We start from the raw sequence: 17,966 nt of genomic DNA, 5'->3' as shown, positions 1-17,966 counted from the left end.
TCAAGAGACTGATCTGCCCACTCAGTTTTATGGAAATCTAAAAGAAAAGAAAAAAGGAATGGTAGAGAATTACTCTCTCCATTCGTAAATGTATTTTGTTCCGTATATTTCGCCATTGTAGTATGTGTAAATTATTGCAAATGATCCACCATGTGCTTTTGCTCCCGGTACATTTGCTTTGAATATGCCTTCTTTGACGTCGCCAGTTGAATCTTGCCAGTCCATCGTGAAGAGATCCCCATATGTTTCATCTTCCAGGGAATAACCGCCTGCTGTGGTCCCACCGGGTCTAATATCTGCCATATCTATGTTAATATGGCTCGAATCAGACATTCCGAGGTTACCAGTTGCTATTAGTGCGCCTTCTTTTCTTACTTTGATAGCAATCTCTTCTTCAGCAGCATAGAAGTCTTTTGCTTCTTCACTGACTGTTCTTATCTGTAATGTTTTATCGCCATCTGATGATGTTTTAATAGTTAGGACATTACCTCTTTTGTATTCGAGACTGAATGTGTCGCGGTCGCCCACCTCACTGTAGTCTTCAACTTCTATGAGATACCAGCCAGGTGTTACGCCTGATGATGTTGAGGCTGTTGATTGTCCTGCTCTGCTTCCTGTCCAGCCACCGCTCCATGATGAACTATCTGAGCCGTATCTCCAGTTTCCTTCGAATGAATTACCGTCTTTGCTCAGTTTGAGTTCCACATCACCTGCATCGTTTGGTACTGAGTATGAAGGGCTTTCGGACCAGGTTCCTATGAATACGTCACCGTTAATAACACCTTCAAGTCTTCCCTTGTCGTGTGTGTACTCACCGACGATCTTATTTCCAGATTGTGTGAATGTCATATCACCCCAGTTTGAACTCCATTCTCCTACGAAACTGTGTGATGTGCTTTCAGATCTGAAACCACTCTGTGGAGTTGGTATTGCGTCAGTTGTTCCTGTGCTTCCGAAATCTTCCTGCTGGCTGCCCATTGTTGTACCGTCCAGCAGATCCAGTGGTATTGAGACTGTCGCTCCGTCTATTATCTCGAACTCGACAGATTCTTGCACTCCTGCTCCACTTATAATTACCTTATAATCTCCAAGTGGCCAGCCGTCATCTGGCTTCTCGAGTATGAATGTTCCACGTCCAAAGTCTTCGCCTGTTTCTGATTCGAAGGTGTAGATCGAGTAATCGTTGTCAAGGTAGATCCACTCTACGTTTATTATGTCGTATTCAAAGTTGTCGTAGATGAACCATGCGTAGAGCTTTTCTGAATCTTTTGAGTATTTCAATACCTTATCGACAGGTATGAAGTTCTGTGTTGATGATGTCATCATTACTTCAAGCAGCCTTGGCGCGCCATCGGCCGTCATGTCGCCGTATTTTTCTGTTACTGCGTCTACTATCTGCTGCTCTTCTTCGGTGGCTCCGAAACTTCCAGGTTTATAGGAGTCACTTATATCCGTACATCCTGAAAGTGCGACGATACCTATCAGAATTAGTACTAATAGTATTTTTGATTTCATTTTTTACCACCTACCCTTTTGATTTGTCCAATTTTTGGAGGGTTTTATTCTGTCAAAATTATATTTAATTTATTATAACTCTCTTTATTAATTATATAAATTAATAAGGGATGATTTTTGTATATAAAACCTATCTTTAGTTTCAATCCTTGTTTTAGTGGATTTTGCTCGCGGACAAATTAAGCCCTTCTCGCACCATTATTTCTTGATTTTTCCTTTGCTTATCCCGGGCAGGCTCATGGCTTTCCAGAGCTCTTCCGCTTCCCTGCGCTCCTCCTCGGTGATGGGGTCTGCTTTGTAAAATTTTATGCCTTTGGCTCCAACCCAAAAGCGGTTTTTTTCGCTCAGGTTTCTGTGTGAATCATTGATCAAATCTGAAAAGACTGCATATTCCGTTTTTGGAAGAAATATAAAGAGGCGTTTAAACCAATGGGTTTTAGTAAGCTCCCACGACCTAAAACCATACTCCCTGTTTTAACCTTCCAAAATATAATCTTTTAAACCTGTCATCTATATACGACAAAATTACTGAATTTTATCATTTATACACGACAAAATATGCAAATTTTATCGTCTATACTCGATAGCTATATAAACAAAAAACTCCTGATTATTCTTTGTGGATACAAGGGAGAAGCTGAAAAGTGTAATTATCGAGTGGCAGGGAAGAGCATTACCGCCATTTCAGAAGCGCAGGTATGAGGTTAACATTGCGGCTCCGCATGTAAATGACATCGTGGGTGTGAGGAGATGCGGCAAAACATATTATATGTATCAGCTGATCTCGGAACTGCTTGAGCGGGGTGTGCCGAAAAGCAATATATTGTACCTGAACCTTGATGATGACCGCCTGCAGCCGCTAAACGGGGATGAACTGCAGCTCTTGATAGAAACTTTCAGGGAAACACAGGAGATCTCCGAAGAAGCCCGTTTGTACCTTTTCCTTGATGAGATCCAGAACTTCCCTTCATGGGAACGGTGGGTTAAAGGCAGCTACGACAGGATGCAGAACGTGAAGATTGTAATCAGCGGGTCGAACGCATCCCTGCTTTCACAGGAGATATCCACCTTATTGACAGGCAGGCACCTGAGCACCAGGATGTTCCCTTTCAGCTTTGAGGAATTCCTGGATTATCATTCAGTCAGCTTTGATCTGAAAACCCTCCCTTACTCAGAAGAAAGGATAGTTATCAAACGCAGGTTCAACGAATACCTGAAAAAAGGAGGATTCCCCGAGACCATAGTCTATCCGTCTGTTCAGCACCGGGAAACCCTGCAGTCATACTTTGACGACATCATCTACCGGGATATCATTTCAAGGCACGGAATAAGGAATCCCCTGATATTCAAGGACCTTACCCTGTTCTGCATATCGAACATCGCAAAACCGCATACCTACAACTCTCTCAGGAAACTGTTTGCCAGTTACTCCTCCCTCAGCACGGATGCAATAATCAATTATATTGCGTACCTTGAAGATGCCTTCCTGCTCTTTGGCCTCAGCCATTATGACGAATCGCTGAAACGGCAAATGAGCAAACCCAGGAAACTATACTGCATCGACACTGGCATGATCAATGCCGTTTCTTTCAAGCTTTCCTCCGATACCGGAAGATTATACGAGAACCTCGTCTTCATCCAGCTCCTGCGCTCCGGAAACGAAATATACTACTGGCAGGACCGGAAGGGCTTAGAGGTTGATTTTGTAACAAAGGAAGGACTTAAACCCACCCGCCTGATACAGGTCTGCTCGAATTTGTCCGACCCGGAAACAAAAGAACGCGAGGTAAACGGCCTGCTTGCCGGGATGAAGAACTTCAAAATGAAAGAAGGGACTATCATCACATCGGACCTTTTTGACGAGGAGTTTGTTGAAGGGAAGAAAATAAGGTATGTTCCGTTGTGGTACTGGCTGCTTGAGGGGGATGGCGGGGAGAAGAGTGGTCGCTAAGGAGGACAGGCTAGCGGCGTTTGTGTGACTGGTGGACTAAGAAAGGTGCTTTTTTTCGGATTGCTTTTTTGGGTGCCGGCGCTCTCACCGGCCGCGGAGCGAAGCGAGGCGGACGGCTTTTCCCTAAAAAATTGAAATGAGAGTATAGGTTTTTTATCCCCTTTTTAGTTGATTTTGCTCGCGGACTTTCGTCCGTCTACGTCTATCTCTAGGATATCATTCAGTTTCAATCCTTTTTTTAGTGGATTTTGCTCACGGACCTTTTTTAGCACCTGAAGATGAAGATTTAATCTTAGTTTCAATCCTTGTTTTAGTGGATTTTGCTCACGGACTGAGGATTACCGAGACTTTATTGAGGAGCTTATCAAGTTTCAATCCTTGTTTTAGTGGATTTTGCTCACGGACCTTTTAATTGATCTTCCGATAGCTGATTTAGTTCAGTGGTTTCAATCCTTGTTTTAGTGGATTTTGCTCACGGACTAATTTTAAGGGGTGGATGACATGGACGCTTTTTGTTTCAATCCTTTTTTTAGTGGATTTTGCTCACGGACAAACGAAATAATGATTATATTGTTTATATGCAAATTGTTTCAATCCTTGTTTTAGTGGATTTTGCTCACGGACTAGAATCTATATCAGATCTTTACGCTGATACTTAGTTTCAATCCTTGTTTTAGTGGATTTTGCTCACGGACATACTGATCATATTTTTGAGGGCGATTGCTGGATTAGTTTCAATCCTTGTTTTAGTGGATTTTGCTCACGGACTTATTAGAAGTTCCCTCACATGCTATGTATACAGTATCGTTTCAATCCTTGTTTTAGTGGATTTTGCTCACGGACGGATCACGAGATCCAGATATAATAATCCCCAGGGAAGTTTCAATCCTTGTTTTAGTGGATTTTGCTCACGGACCCTGCTCTCAAAAAGCAAGCCTTGACCGAAGACCAATGTTTCAATCCTTGTTTTAGTGGATTTTGCTCACGGACCTTTCTGCCATCTCCGCATTTTTCATATCTTTTATAGTTTCAATCCTTGTTTTAGTGGATTTTGCTCACGGACTTCAGAACTTTGCGCCAGATCAAAAAATTCTCTATTGTTTCAATCCTTGTTTTAGTGGATTTTGCTCACGGACAGGAAAAAACGGAGTCCTGCAGATCGACACAGTGACAGTTTCAATCCTTGTTTTAGTGGATTTTGCTCACGGACTGTTGATTGTGTGGAGCCGTTAGGAGCGACAACGGTGTTTCAATCCTTGTTTTAGTGGATTTTGCTCACGGACTGGAGAATGGCGGAACAGTTGGACATCGAGAATGTGTTTCAATCCTTGTTTTAGTGGATTTTGCTCACGGACGTGTATGACTATTGCCATGATGTATAATGTGTTGTGGTTTCAATCCTTGTTTTAGTGGATTTTGCTCACGGACGTGTATGACTATTGCCATGATGTATAATGTGTTGTGGTTTCAATCCTTGTTTTAGTGGATTTTGCTCACGGACTTGTTTCCGGGTACTCATTTTATTATTGCTGTTGTGGTTTCAATCCTTGTTTTAGTGGATTTTGCTCACGGACACTTCCCTAACATGCCAGGTGCGACCGGTTGGTATTAGTTTCAATCCTTGTTTTAGTGGATTTTGCTCACGGACTTATGATTTCCTGACCAACAATTCAAACTCGGTTACGTTTCAATCCTTGTTTTAGTGGATTTTGCTCACGGACATTTAATTTCTTACCATTCTATTGAACAACAGAAGTTTCAATCCTTGTTTTAGTGGATTTTGCTCACGGACATTTAATTTCTTACCATTCTATTGAACAACAGAAGTTTCAATCCTTGTTTTAGTGGATTTTGCTCACGGACAAAACAAGAAATCACAAAAACACTTAACAATCCGGAGTTTCAATCCTTGTTTTAGTGGATTTTGCTCACGGACTTTTTATATGGATTACAAGCAATTTTTCAAAATTGTGTTTCAATCCTTGTTTTAGTGGATTTTGCTCACGGACCCGGTCATGGCATCGGCAACAGCTTCAACTCCCATGTTTCAATCCTTGTTTTAGTGGATTTTGCTCACGGACTGGCCGGTTTTCAAATTGAGTAGAGTCTTTTATCTCAAGTTTCAATCCTTGTTTTAGTGGATTTTGCTCACGGACTAAAAATTCTTGGTTGGTTTGGGGTGACTGTATGAAGTTTCAATCCTTGTTTTAGTGGATTTTGCTCACGGACTTAAGGATGTGTGTAATAGAAAATCATGAATATGATGTTTCAATCCTTGTTTTAGTGGATTTTGCTCACGGACTCCCCGCCGCAAGTTTCAAGAAAGGAGTATCCATAGTTTCAATCCTTGTTTTAGTGGATTTTGCTCACGGACATGGGGCTCATGACCGAGTACCAGATGGTACAAAAGTTTCAATCCTTGTTTTAGTGGATTTTGCTCACGGACCGCATTCAAGAGTGTAGCCTGATGCACCGTTTACGGTTTCAATCCTTGTTTTAGTGGATTTTGCTCACGGACATGCCTGTATTACGGGCTGTTATGTCTCCAAATACGTTTCAATCCTTGTTTTAGTGGATTTTGCTCACGGACGTTATTTTCTTCAGCCCATCCTATACCGGCTTCAAGTTTCAATCCTTGTTTTAGTGGATTTTGCTCACGGACTTGAATTCCTGGAACCTCTGGGCGGGGCACTCGGGGAGTTTCAATCCTTGTTTTAGTGGATTTTGCTCACGGACTTTGCAGGGGCTTTACTGGCTACAAAGGCCGCACTTAGTTTCAATCCTTGTTTTAGTGGATTTTGCTCACGGACGCTTCTGCACAGTTTTTAATTCGGGATAATAGATGTTTCAATCCTTGTTTTAGTGGATTTTGCTCACGGACTGCAATCTCGTAGATACATCATACCTTATACTTTTTGTTTCAATCCTTGTTTTAGTGGATTTTGCTCACGGACAAATCCCTTCAAGCCCGTTTTTTCATCGTGGACTTATGTTTCAATCCTTGTTTTAGTGGATTTTGCTCACGGACGAATTTTGGAGGGAAAGTAAGAACACAAATAGTAAACAGTTTCAATCCTTGTTTTAGTGGATTTTGCTCACGGACAGATACTTTTGGCATGGTTTGGACCTCTTAAAAATGTTTCAATCCTTGTTTTAGTGGATTTTGCTCACGGACCTCAGAACAGGTCACATCTCCCCCAACATCAGATTTGTTTCAATCCTTGTTTTAGTGGATTTTGCTCACGGACAAATCAATACATTCCCAAAATGTATAGCAACACTGTTTCAATCCTTGTTTTAGTGGATTTTGCTCACGGACGTAGATCCTCCGTAGGTACATTTACCTACAATACAAGTTTCAATCCTTGTTTTAGTGGATTTTGCTCACGGACAGTTTTACCACTCCGGGCAGGTTGCGAAACAATGGTGTTTCAATCCTTGTTTTAGTGGATTTTGCTCACGGACTATGTACGGTGAACGCCCTATAACTAACCCATTCAAGTTTCAATCCTTGTTTTAGTGGATTTTGCTCACGGACGACTGAACACAAAGCCGGAGAAGGGAGAAGGAGTATGTTTCAATCCTTGTTTTAGTGGATTTTGCTCACGGACACACCGGGATCATCTCAGAAACATTTGAGGGCGGGTAGTTTCAATCCTTGTTTTAGTGGATTTTGCTCACGGACCATATCCCAGGTTACGTAGGGTGTCCCAATATTTTTCGTTTCAATCCTTGTTTTAGTGGATTTTGCTCACGGACCCATTCGTCTTTGATTTTTTGGAGAATCCGCTTAAAGTTTCAATCCTTGTTTTAGTGGATTTTGCTCACGGACTATAAAAAAGCTATCAGAGCTTTATCTCTGATGGGTTTCAATCCTTGTTTTAGTGGATTTTGCTCACGGACCTTGTTGAATGGACCGGTTTTTCTGTGGATGAGGTGTAGTTTCAATCCTTGTTTTAGTGGATTTTGCTCACGGACTCGGCCAAAGCTATTTTAAGATTTGTTAGATAATTATGTTTCAATCCTTGTTTTAGTGGATTTTGCTCACGGACAATGTATAGCTTTGGCTATGTAAAAGATAGTGCTATATAGTTTCAATCCTTGTTTTAGTGGATTTTGCTCACGGACAAAACAATTGTAATATTTTAGAAATAATTGGTACTGGTTTCAATCCTTGTTTTAGTGGATTTTGCTCACGGACCACATTGGAAAATATATCAATCACTGGGAACGTCATGTTTCAATCCTTGTTTTAGTGGATTTTGCTCACGGACGATGGACAAAGAACTAATACAGAAGTTTGTAACTGTGTTTCAATCCTTGTTTTAGTGGATTTTGCTCACGGACGCGGGCTCAAATTTACACAGCCCACAATGAAAGAGGTTTCAATCCTTGTTTTAGTGGATTTTGCTCACGGACGCTGCCTGCAATTTCCCAGAAACTGCAGGATTTTGTTTCAATCCTTGTTTTAGTGGATTTTGCTCACGGACTTGTAATAGTTGGCCGTCAGCTCATGGATAACACAGTTTCAATCCTTGTTTTAGTGGATTTTGCTCACGGACCATCGACGCAACCCTCTACGGGGGCGCAGTCGAAATGTTTCAATCCTTGTTTTAGTGGATTTTGCTCACGGACGGGACCTGTTTGATTGCGTCAATCAGTCATTTTCCAAGTTTCAATCCTTGTTTTAGTGGATTTTGCTCACGGACTTACACTGTCGGGACAGGGGATTTAATTCTCAGACAGTTTCAATCCTTGTTTTAGTGGATTTTGCTCACGGACTTGAAATTACATACCCTAGGGTAGTTGGGTTTATATGTTTCAATCCTTGTTTTAGTGGATTTTGCTCACGGACCCTCAGAATCGGCTTTGAGTTCTTCTATCCATTCCTGTTTCAATCCTTGTTTTAGTGGATTTTGCTCACGGACCAGTGTCTTAATGTCGGTCAGTAACGTACCCATTTGTTTCAATCCTTGTTTTAGTGGATTTTGCTCACGGACAACATCCCAGGCTACGGCGGCAGGGTACACGGTAAGTTTCAATCCTTGTTTTAGTGGATTTTGCTCACGGACTCAGGGTGTAAAGAAGCATTTAACCAGTAAGAATCAGTTTCAATCCTTGTTTTAGTGGATTTTGCTCACGGACACAGATTTCAATATTTATAGTTTTGCGTTTTCGGGTTTCAATCCTTGTTTTAGTGGATTTTGCTCACGGACTACCCTGAGCAATTGCGTTGAGCATGGCGAGTTCACGTTTCAATCCTTGTTTTAGTGGATTTTGCTCACGGACCCCCCTTCACCGCCCCGACCATCACTAGCACAAAATGTTTCAATCCTTGTTTTAGTGGATTTTGCTCACGGACTGGTCAACTTGGCCGTGGTCAGGGTCGCGTATTTCGGTTTCAATCCTTGTTTTAGTGGATTTTGCTCACGGACTAATCATATATTTTTTTTTGATCTTTTACACTTTGTTTCAATCCTTGTTTTAGTGGATTTTGCTCACGGACTTTTATTTTACGCAGCAACATGAATATCGTCGAATTGTTTCAATCCTTGTTTTAGTGGATTTTGCTCACGGACTGGTGAAAGTTGGATACAAATATCCACAAATAATGTAGTTTCAATCCTTGTTTTAGTGGATTTTGCTCACGGACACCGCAAGTTTTTACCTCTTTTTAGGTAAATAAGGTATATTAAAGCTTCTTTTTTGGCATCAAAATTCTTGATGGTAATTTATCAAGTCCTTTATATAGGGAAGAAATATGGCGTGAAAAATAGCATCAAACACAAATATTTCTATAACAGCAATCTATGCACTTTCTTGAGGATCTTGTTGTTTTTGGATATACGCCTTTGTGCATTACGTCTAAGATTTCCTGTATGATTTTCAGGGATTTGTCAAAATCAGAAGTTTTGATTTCGATTTCTTTGACAAGGTTGTTGCTTCGAGTGAAGCAGATGTATCCCCTGTTTACTTCTATGTTATAATTTTCCTGGATTAAAAGGGCTTGCAGGATCAACTGGTTTTTATATGTCTTGAATATCTTGTCCTTGTATTCGGCAAATTTGTATTCTAAGGGAGCTGTAGTTCCGTCTTCCAGAAACAGGACTTCATCAACGATTCCTTTTATGTGGTTTTTACTGGAGGCTATGAACACTTCGCTCTCTTTTCTTGTGCAGTTCAACCTTTTTCTCGTATGGTCCCTATTTGTGAGTTTTCGGGTTTCATGCACTTCCCTGCCTTTCTGGACCTTGAAGCGGTTTTCTTCGTGCTGTGGAATATCAAGGCAATACATATAAAAGATGAATCTGGGGCAGAACAGGTATTCTAGCACATCTGAAATCGTGATTAAGGTTCCTTCCAGGGCTTCTTTTTGGTTTTCTCCTGCAGCCTGCATAAGTTCCTCAAAAGAATTTTGTAATAACTTCGTCACTGACAAGGTCTTTGTCAAAGGCTTGCCCGATTAGCTGGACTTTCTTGAATGACTGTTCGTCCATCGGGAAAACATATACTGAATCCCTGTCGGTATCAACCAGTTCTTCACATTCAACTGCTAGAGAATCTCTTTCATTTGAGTTCAGGTCTCCCAGAAAGACACTTTTCTGGACCCTGTAAAGCCCATAACTCTTGCAGCAATCACTGACCTTCTGACGAGGCCTGTTTTCCGTGATGTCGTATATTACCCAGACAAGCAGTTTAAATTCCCCCTGATTTACTTTCTTCTTCTGATTTACTTTTTATTCACCTTTTTCTATTTTCTTGTTATTTCACTTTCTTATAAGGCTGTTAGCTATCCTGTGGCAGTCAAACTGGATTATGTTCCCTATTTTTATGTTCCTGCCGTGGTACGTAATGCTTTTTTCAAAGGTTTCGTTTACTGCCGTTATGAGTACGGCTTTACCTTCTTTGTTTAGAGTCATCCCGTTAGGAATTTCATCAAAAAAGCTTTCTTTGACCTGCTTCCTTGAAAAAAGGTTGAATACCGTCCTATCCGCATAGACCCGGTACATCTCGATCAGGTCGAACACAAGAGATTTTTTGTTGTAATTATCCGTATGGTTGAAACCCACATAAGGGTCAAGTCCCGCTATGATGCAGGCCTTTTCAACCTTTGAATAGAGGACCCCATACCCATAGTTCAAAAGGCAGTTGAACCCGTCCTGAGCAGGGTTCCGGCTCCGCCCGTTAAATTTCCAATCATCAGGCATAAGAACGTTAAGGGCTTCAAAATAGTGCCTGGAAGCCATTCCTTCGAGCCCCATTATGCTGTTGCGTTTCTCTTCAAGAGTTCCCTCAAGCTCCTCAAGCTGGAGCTTCAGGGCTTCAACGTCAGAAATGTAAGCTTCGAGCTCTTCCTTTTGCTCAGGCCGGTTCTTTTTAAGGTCTTTCAACAATTGGACCTGGTTTTCGACCTTCTGTATGACCCAGCCTTTTGCCAGTTTGAAACCTTCCGGTTCATCTGAAATTTCAAGCTGCCTTCTCCGGATGTAAGTCGTGCTCCCTAGCTTTGAGTGCCAAACTCTGCCGTAAGGGTCCCCGAAGTTGTCAAGAAAAACGATGTCGATATTGTTTTCCACGGCAAACTTGATAGCGTCTGTGGTGATGGTTGCAGAAGTCGTAATCAGGATGCTTTCCACTTTCTTTTCGGAGACTTCAAAGACCTTATCGTCGTTTTTGACCAGGAAGCAGTTGTTCTTCTTTTTCAGGTAGGAACCACGGGTGTTGATTACGAGTTGCATCGTTTCACCGTTCCAAATCCGCGAGAAACGGATTTTCCAATGCCAAAATAGTCAGGGATAAGGAAATTTACCATGAATTCCCCCCTGAAGGTAGCAATCTGGACTCCTTTCATCTTACCTACACCTGGTTGAACGTTTGTTTCACATTTGATTTGTCCGGGGACTGTGTAGCCAAGGGATTTGGACATTGAAAGGATGTTGCCGACCAGAGTTCTTTGAAGGAGTTCTTTTTGCTCGTAGAGATCCATTTTTTTGTATCTATCAGTGAAATTTTCTTGGTTGAGGGCAAACCAGGGAGTTTCAAAACTGTAGGTGTGGAATTTGTCGGAAAGACCGAACTCCTGTTCTTTAAATGATACCTTTTTTTCCATTATTTCATATGTGGATTCATCTAACTTGATTTTGTCATATTTATTGTAAATTTCCTGAAGAACTTCTACACCCTCATTTATTCCGAAAACTAAAGGAATGCCATTCAAAATTTTATATTGGACTAAAGGATACATGTAAATTACTTTATCACAGTTATGTTGATGCAAAAGTATATATTCATTAAACCGAGTCGCGAAAAAACCTCGAAGTTTTGAGGCATTTGTTCCTACTTTTCGGTCAGGGACAAGAGTTAAAGTTAGCGTTTTGACTTTCATGTTAATCACACATCATGCTGGGTTTTAATTCAAAGACAAAACCGGTTTCAGGATCATAATAATGTTTTATTTGTTCAAAAGGAATATAGCCGATATTGAGATCCTCTGGCTCTTCGCAGGAAAAGTCTTTTTTAGGTACGGAAATTATATATTCATTGAATTTTTTTCTGATCGCCAGAAATCTCTCTTTTTTCTCCAGAGGATTTTTAAGAGATTTTATTAAGATGTATTCTTTCCATATTTCAACTGCCTCAACGTCAAGTTCAACAAATACATCTATTTTTTCATAGCCTGCTTTATCGTCTATTAGCCTGAAATCAGAAGTAAGAGTTTTGAATTTAAGCTCATTTATGCATGATAGTAGCTCCTTTGATTCATCTTCACTTGAAGTATCTTTAACTTTCCTGAAGTAGTTGTTATTTAAAAAAAGTAAGTCCGCCTCATAGATTTCCGAAGGGGATTCTTTCAATACTTCTTTTGTTTTGTCGATAAGAAAACTCGAATATATATATCGATGAAACTCTTTCCTTTCATCTTTCAGGACAACAATATTTACTTGTCCTCGATAACTTTTGGAAAAATTCCTGTTACATCGTCCTGACACCTGATTAATTGAATCAATAGTAGCAAAATCCCTGTAGACAATGTTTACATCTATATCCACTCCGGCTTCTATAAGCTGAGTACTAACGATAATTTTTCTTTTTTCCGACTTTTCTTTGATTTCTTTAATTTTACTAAGTCTCACTTTTGGGGCAATGTTGGTAGAAAGATAATAATAACTGCTATTTTCAAGTTTCAGGTCATTTAAATGCTTAAATATATCTAGAGAAGACTTAATTGTATTCAATACAAATAAGAAATCCTTTTCGGGATTTTCTTTAACTTTTGATTCAATTATTTCCTTAAACTCATTAAGATTCATTGGATTCAGGTTTATTTCCAGCTTAACTCGATCAAATTCCCTGAAATACTTATCTTTATTATTAACCAGCTCGATAATTTCCTTTTTTTCGGGATCGAAAATAAGTGGTTGAGTTGCTGTCACAAAAATGAAATACGTATTAAAATACTCCGCGAACCCCGAAATGAGCTGTTTTAACAATAACCAGTACTTATGAGGGATTGACTGGACTTCATCAAGTATTACAATCGAATTTGTAATGGTGTGAAATTTTCTGAGTGAGCGATTTTTATTAGATACAATTGTATGGAAAAACTGGACAAAAGTGGTAACGATTATTTCAGAGTTCCATCCCTCAATTAAAAATAGACTCTTAAGCCCTTCAAATTCTTCGTCATCTTGCGTTTTGTAAAAAATATCTGCAAGATGATGATGTTTAAGCAACACGTCTTCAGTAGGGTTAGCCTTTTCAACTGTTTTAAAAACGTCTTCAAAAACATCATAGTTCTGGTCTATTATGCTCAGAAAAGGTAGCGAATAAATAATTTTTGCCTTAATTCTTTTTTCCTCTCTTAATCTTGCTTTCAATTTTAATGCAAATGATAGCGATGTGAGAGTTTTCCCTGAACCTGTAGGAACGCTTATTGAATATATTTTGTTATCAAGGTCAAGCTTTTCAATACTTTCCGTGACTTCCTTGTAGATCTCATTACGTACCTTATTGATTGTACTTTCATTACTCTGGAAGCCCTTCTCCACCTTATACTTATCCACAAGTTCAGATGAAATATCGATTTCACTGAAAACATCAATAGAAGAAGCATCAATCTTATCAGAGTTTATAAGAATTGAATAAAGAGTTAGTGTAATTAGATAATAGCCTGTAAATTGCTCTTCCTTGAGCAATTTTACAAATTTTCTTCGATTTTTTAAAATCTCGCCAGCAATGGAACGATATTCATTACAGAAAGTTTCGATGTCAAAAGAAATATCATACCCATCAAATAACTTTTCATATACTGTTCTCAACTCGTTTATTTCTAACGACTTTATTTGAAGATCAATAACTTCAAGGACGTCTTTATCTATCAGTTCTCGAATTTCATCCTCAGCATCTTTTAAGTTTCCATGATGCCTTTTTACAATAAGATATCCTATAGTGGGAATAAATTTCAGACCATTTTCATTATTTAGTGAGTTTACATATTTTTCTAATATGTAATAAGTAAAAATAGCTGAAATAAGGCCATGATGGTATTCTTTTTTATTTTTTAAACCCCTCTGTATGGCAGGATCGGTCTCAAAAAGATACCTTTGAAAGTACTTCGTGCCTTTCCCAAAATCATGACAGATCCCTATAAGAAATGCTATTTTGGAAAAGGTATTTTCATCAATCCCAAACTTTTCTAGAGATAAGATTTTTTCCCTACTGGTCGAGATAGATTTGTTTCCTACATTGGATAAGTGTCTAAATAGTATTTTATCGGGATGGGAATGAAGATGGAAATCACATGAAGACAATTCCTTCTCCATTCTCAAGCCTCCAGAGATGATTTACATTCGCAACAATAATTTTTCCATTTTTTTCAAACAAAACTTTGCCGTATTCTGTAACTTCTCTATTGGGAAGCATTTCTATTGGAATAGTCTCTGAGAAATACTCTTTTCCTTCTTCGAAATTGATTTTTATGAGCTCTTTTTCGGGGATTACAGAATGGATTTCCCTTTCGGAGTCTGAAAGTTCACTGACAGCCTCCGTTTCCCCTATGAATTCATAATTGGCAATGTGTTCACTCAAACCGAGGCACAGAGTATACACCGACTTGTGTTCTTTTAACATAGAATGAAGTTTGTTATATACTTCTTCCGAGGAATGAGAAAAATATATCCTGTATTTTACATCTTTTAATACCTCGAATCTGATCTGGGTTCTGGTCTTTATTCTGCTCATCATAGGAGCAATTTTGGTATCGATTAGATTCTCTGCAATTCTGGTCTTTTTGATAGGACAGCATATTTTTACTGCAATATTTGCATCTTCTTTAGAGAAATAATTCAGGTATTCATCTTTTCCTAGCCCTTCTATTGCACCAATCATTCCAGTAATAGCTGTTCGAGGAGGAATGGAATACGTAAGGGGAGAAGTTGTAGTATAGTGTTTTCGGAAATGCCCAAATTCTCCCCATACATCGAAAACTAATACTTTCATGTTCTTAACTCACATTGATAATTGTTCAGTGCTGATCCCTGCTTCATTAAGACACTTCTCGATGTCAGTCTCTTCTCCGCCATATATGAATACAAGAGACCCATCCAGACATAACTGGATATTTTCAATTTTGTCTTTGTTTTTACCCAATACCTCAACCAGCCTCTGAACATCAATCCTTACCTGCGAGATGTCCCTAATTTCTTCATCAATCAGGTCAGATTTGAGATTGAAAAGGTTGTTCAGGTCTCCAATGTGATAATTTCCCTCTTTGTAGTTTACTTTAAACAAGAGACGGGGAACCTGTCCTACTTTTGACCTGGAAATCAGATTCTTAGTTCCATTCCACATTCCATCAAGAAGCAGATCTACATCTTCCTCAGAAAGTTTTGTATCCTTTGCCGCATTTTCATTGATAATTCCGTAAAAAATTATCAAAGAATAAGGCAAGAAATCTTCTTCTCGGAAGGTTTTCTGGCTGGCTCCTTCCTTGGACGCAAATGCTCCGGTTCCCCTAAAATGTTTCATGAACACTTTGTGCATTGATCTTCCAATCTTAAACTGTACAGGACCAGTGTGGGTTATTGAACCTGTTTTCTCTTTTTCTTTTTCTTTTTCTTTTTCTTTCTCTTTTTTGTTTTGGACTTTAAGTTCAAGAGGCACAGTGCAACCAAAAAGACGAACGTCGATACATTTATTTAAAATATTTTCATCGATGTTCTTTTTCCCTGTTTCAAAAGCATCGAGAGGCTCTTTAGTCGTTAAAAAATCTCTAGCTCTCAGTTTTGCATTTTGGATGTCTCCCCTCTCGTCTGAAATTTCTCTCACAAAAATTTCTTCATTTCTAAACTTATTGAGATAATCCCTAATGGTTCTCTTGAATCTAACATCTGTTACGAGGTTTATCCCTGTCTCTTCATCAATCCTTGGTTTGTTTTCATCAAGTGGGTCTCCATTTGGATTCCCATCTTTCAGATCATACAAAAATACAATTTCAGACCTTCTGTATACTTCAGTCATTTTTTTACCTCCTTCTCAGATTTAGGTGGCTTTAAAAGGTTTGACATATTCATACCTAAAACAAAATAAAAACTGATTTCATCGTTTGGCATTTTCCAATCAGTGCCTGATTGAATCATGTATTTAGAGATCAGATTTTCGAGTTCTTTATAATAATTTGAATCATACTCTTCTAGTTTATTTATGATTTCAGGGAAGATCCTTTTCACATAACGCTCATCAAGATTCAGGCCTCGAAGTTTTGTTCTGAAAGGAGTGCTTCCACGCTGGCTTTTTTGAATATTTAGTAGATACTGGACCAGTGTACCTTCTAAAAAAATAGCCTTCTTTGCGTCAGTATTGAAAAAGGATTCAAATTCCGAAAAGATAATATTTGTCCGTTCCTCGTAACCACTGTTTTCCTTTGGTGCTATATCATCTAATAAAACCGATAAATTCTTAGAATTCACACATTTACCTCCATTATAATTCCCAAGCAAATGCAGCTGACTTAAGAAATCTAACATTTGGAACCCTTGAAATAGTGAATACCTAATGGGATTTTCCTTCCTGAAATCTTTTCTAATACGCTGCATTATATACTTTAATAAAAAATTGTAATCAATTGATGTTCCCGTAAATATCCCATTTGCAACTTCTAAAAAATATTTGTTTGTATCAGGGTCATCTGGAGTATTCGGGAAAAAACACCTTACATTACCTAATGTGAATTGAATTGATTTTGTTTCAGTATCATTAGAGAAATAGTTACTGAATATTTTTCTCTTGTCAACTATTCCTTTGGATTTGAAAAGTTCTCTTAGCCTTGAAGGTCGAACCCCCTCTATATACAAAAGAATTCGATATGAAGAATTGGATTTTTCATAAAATTGAAAATTAAAATTAAGATAATCGTTCGTTTCACTTAGAATTTCAAGGATATCGTTTTCATTAGCCTGTAAGAAATTTTCATATTCCTTATTAAAAGCAAATTTTTTCTCATTGAAATTCTCAAAAACATCGAAAATAGCTTCTTTTGCACTCTTATTAAGTAACTTTGGGATAAGGAGAAAATTGAATCCATAAAAACCAAAAGACATGTATTTCTCAATATATTCTTTTCCCACTTTGATTTTCAAGGCGCATTCAAGGCAAATGGGATTGTTTCTCCATGCCTTACTTTGGTCAAACCCCCCGCTAACAAACCCCCGTTTATCTACGGTATAAAATTCATAAGGTGTAACGAAACCATAAACTTCTTTATGTGTTTTGCAAACCGAACATACTTTATCATCATCTCTAGAGATAATATCATATTTGCGGTAAAATTTAGAAGCCCCATTATTTTTAAGGATTTTTCGAAATACCTCAAAATCTCCAACATATCTGATGAAGCCATTTTCTTCAAGAACTAAGGTTAATATCGAATTTTCCTTTGCATCGATCGAGTTTACTTTAGGTTCAAGCTCCGAAAGTATTATATCTTCATTTCCTTTTATACACTTTCCAAGAAGCTCCAAAAATTGTACTTCTTCGCCATCCAATATAGGTTTTGCTTCTTTCAAAGGCTTTGAGAACCAGCCTATGATCTTGTTAGAAAAAGTTTTTTTGATTTCTGTGACTCTTGCAGTAGGAGTGATGTCTGGACCATTAGATGACCCTCTCTTGTAGAGATATTTTGCAATTTTTTCTTTTGAATACTCCTGATGTTCAATTCCTTTAAACTTAAAATTATCTTGGCTAGAAGCAAACTTGATGCAGAATACATGCTTATAAGTTTCATTGCTTGCAGGATTCTCAACTAAAATTGATACGAAATCGTTTAAATCCTTATTTTCTTTTTCGAGCGCATATTCACCAATTTCTTTCATCGCTTCGATCACAGAAGCTACACCCTCTTAAAATAATGCAATAGATGAATCTATTTAATTCATTATAACTGTTCCTCTTTGAAATTAAACCATTAACTTGTAAACAATAAAGATTAATTATCAATACTCTA

At 38.6% G+C, this 17,966-nt stretch carries 11 protein-coding genes and 1 CRISPR repeat array; of the genes, 1 reads left to right on the top strand and 10 read right to left on the bottom strand.

What is annotated here, in order from left to right:
* Positions 1-69 precede the first annotated feature (69 nt).
* Entirely contained in the window at positions 70-1,515 is a 1,446-nt protein-coding gene (locus MSMTP_RS11600; protein WP_048179528.1) for a hypothetical protein, read from the bottom strand.
* Positions 1,516-1,713: 198 nt separating this feature from the next.
* Positions 1,714-1,887, bottom strand: coding sequence for a hypothetical protein (locus tag MSMTP_RS19325; RefSeq protein WP_156153810.1), 174 nt, complete (start codon positions 1,885-1,887; stop codon positions 1,714-1,716).
* 247 nt (positions 1,888-2,134) lie between these two features.
* On the opposite strand from MSMTP_RS19325, the gene MSMTP_RS11595 reads away from it, so the two are divergent.
* Complete coding sequence (locus MSMTP_RS11595; RefSeq protein WP_048179524.1) at positions 2,135-3,466, top strand: ATP-binding protein; 1,332 nt, start codon at positions 2,135-2,137, stop codon at positions 3,464-3,466.
* Between the two features lie 149 nt (positions 3,467-3,615).
* Positions 3,616-9,119: a CRISPR direct-repeat array (repeat unit 37 nt; unit sequence GTTTCAATCCTTGTTTTAGTGGATTTTGCTCACGGAC).
* A 126-nt stretch (positions 9,120-9,245) separates the two neighbouring features.
* Here the strand turns inward: MSMTP_RS11595 and cas4 are convergent.
* The 8 genes from cas4 to MSMTP_RS11555 form a co-directional block, all read right to left on the bottom strand.
* Positions 9,246-9,863 (bottom strand): CRISPR-associated protein Cas4, encoded by a 618-nt coding sequence (gene cas4, locus MSMTP_RS11590; protein ID WP_048179520.1) that lies wholly within the window; start codon positions 9,861-9,863, stop codon positions 9,246-9,248.
* Positions 9,864-9,870: 7 nt separating this feature from the next.
* On the bottom strand, positions 9,871-10,146 hold the full coding sequence (gene cas2 / locus MSMTP_RS20215; RefSeq protein ID WP_255351047.1) for a CRISPR-associated endonuclease Cas2: 276 nt from the start codon (positions 10,144-10,146) through the stop codon (positions 9,871-9,873).
* A gap of 87 nt (positions 10,147-10,233) precedes the next feature.
* Positions 10,234-11,205, bottom strand: a complete 972-nt coding sequence (gene cas1, locus MSMTP_RS11580) for a CRISPR-associated endonuclease Cas1 (RefSeq protein WP_048179513.1) — start codon at positions 11,203-11,205, stop codon at positions 10,234-10,236.
* Positions 11,193-11,852 (bottom strand): CRISPR-associated endonuclease Cas6, encoded by a 660-nt coding sequence (locus MSMTP_RS11575; RefSeq protein WP_048179511.1) that lies wholly within the window; start codon positions 11,850-11,852, stop codon positions 11,193-11,195. The genes cas1 and MSMTP_RS11575 overlap by 13 nt, the downstream gene beginning before the upstream one ends.
* A gap of 1 nt (position 11,853) precedes the next feature.
* Positions 11,854-14,289, bottom strand: a complete 2,436-nt coding sequence (locus MSMTP_RS11570; RefSeq protein ID WP_048179508.1) for a CRISPR-associated helicase/endonuclease Cas3 — start codon at positions 14,287-14,289, stop codon at positions 11,854-11,856.
* Positions 14,264-14,965 (bottom strand): type I-B CRISPR-associated protein Cas5b, encoded by a 702-nt coding sequence (cas5b, locus tag MSMTP_RS11565; protein WP_048179505.1) that lies wholly within the window; start codon positions 14,963-14,965, stop codon positions 14,264-14,266. Before cas5b ends, MSMTP_RS11570 begins: the two co-directional genes overlap by 26 nt.
* A 9-nt stretch (positions 14,966-14,974) precedes the next feature.
* Positions 14,975-15,985: a type I-B CRISPR-associated protein Cas7/Csh2 gene (cas7b, locus tag MSMTP_RS11560; RefSeq protein ID WP_048179503.1), complete on the bottom strand. Its 1,011-nt coding sequence runs from the start codon at positions 15,983-15,985 to the stop codon at positions 14,975-14,977.
* On the bottom strand, positions 15,982-17,847 hold the full coding sequence (locus MSMTP_RS11555; protein WP_048179500.1) for a TIGR02556 family CRISPR-associated protein: 1,866 nt from the start codon (positions 17,845-17,847) through the stop codon (positions 15,982-15,984). The genes cas7b and MSMTP_RS11555 overlap by 4 nt, the downstream gene beginning before the upstream one ends.
* Between the last annotated feature and the right edge of the window lie 119 nt (positions 17,848-17,966).

It is taken from the genome of Methanosarcina sp. MTP4 (assembly GCF_000970045.1).
Lineage (GTDB): Archaea > Halobacteriota > Methanosarcinia > Methanosarcinales > Methanosarcinaceae > MTP4.
The sequence above is the reverse complement of the archived record's forward strand: the minus strand, read 5'-3'. Positions and strand labels throughout refer to the sequence as shown.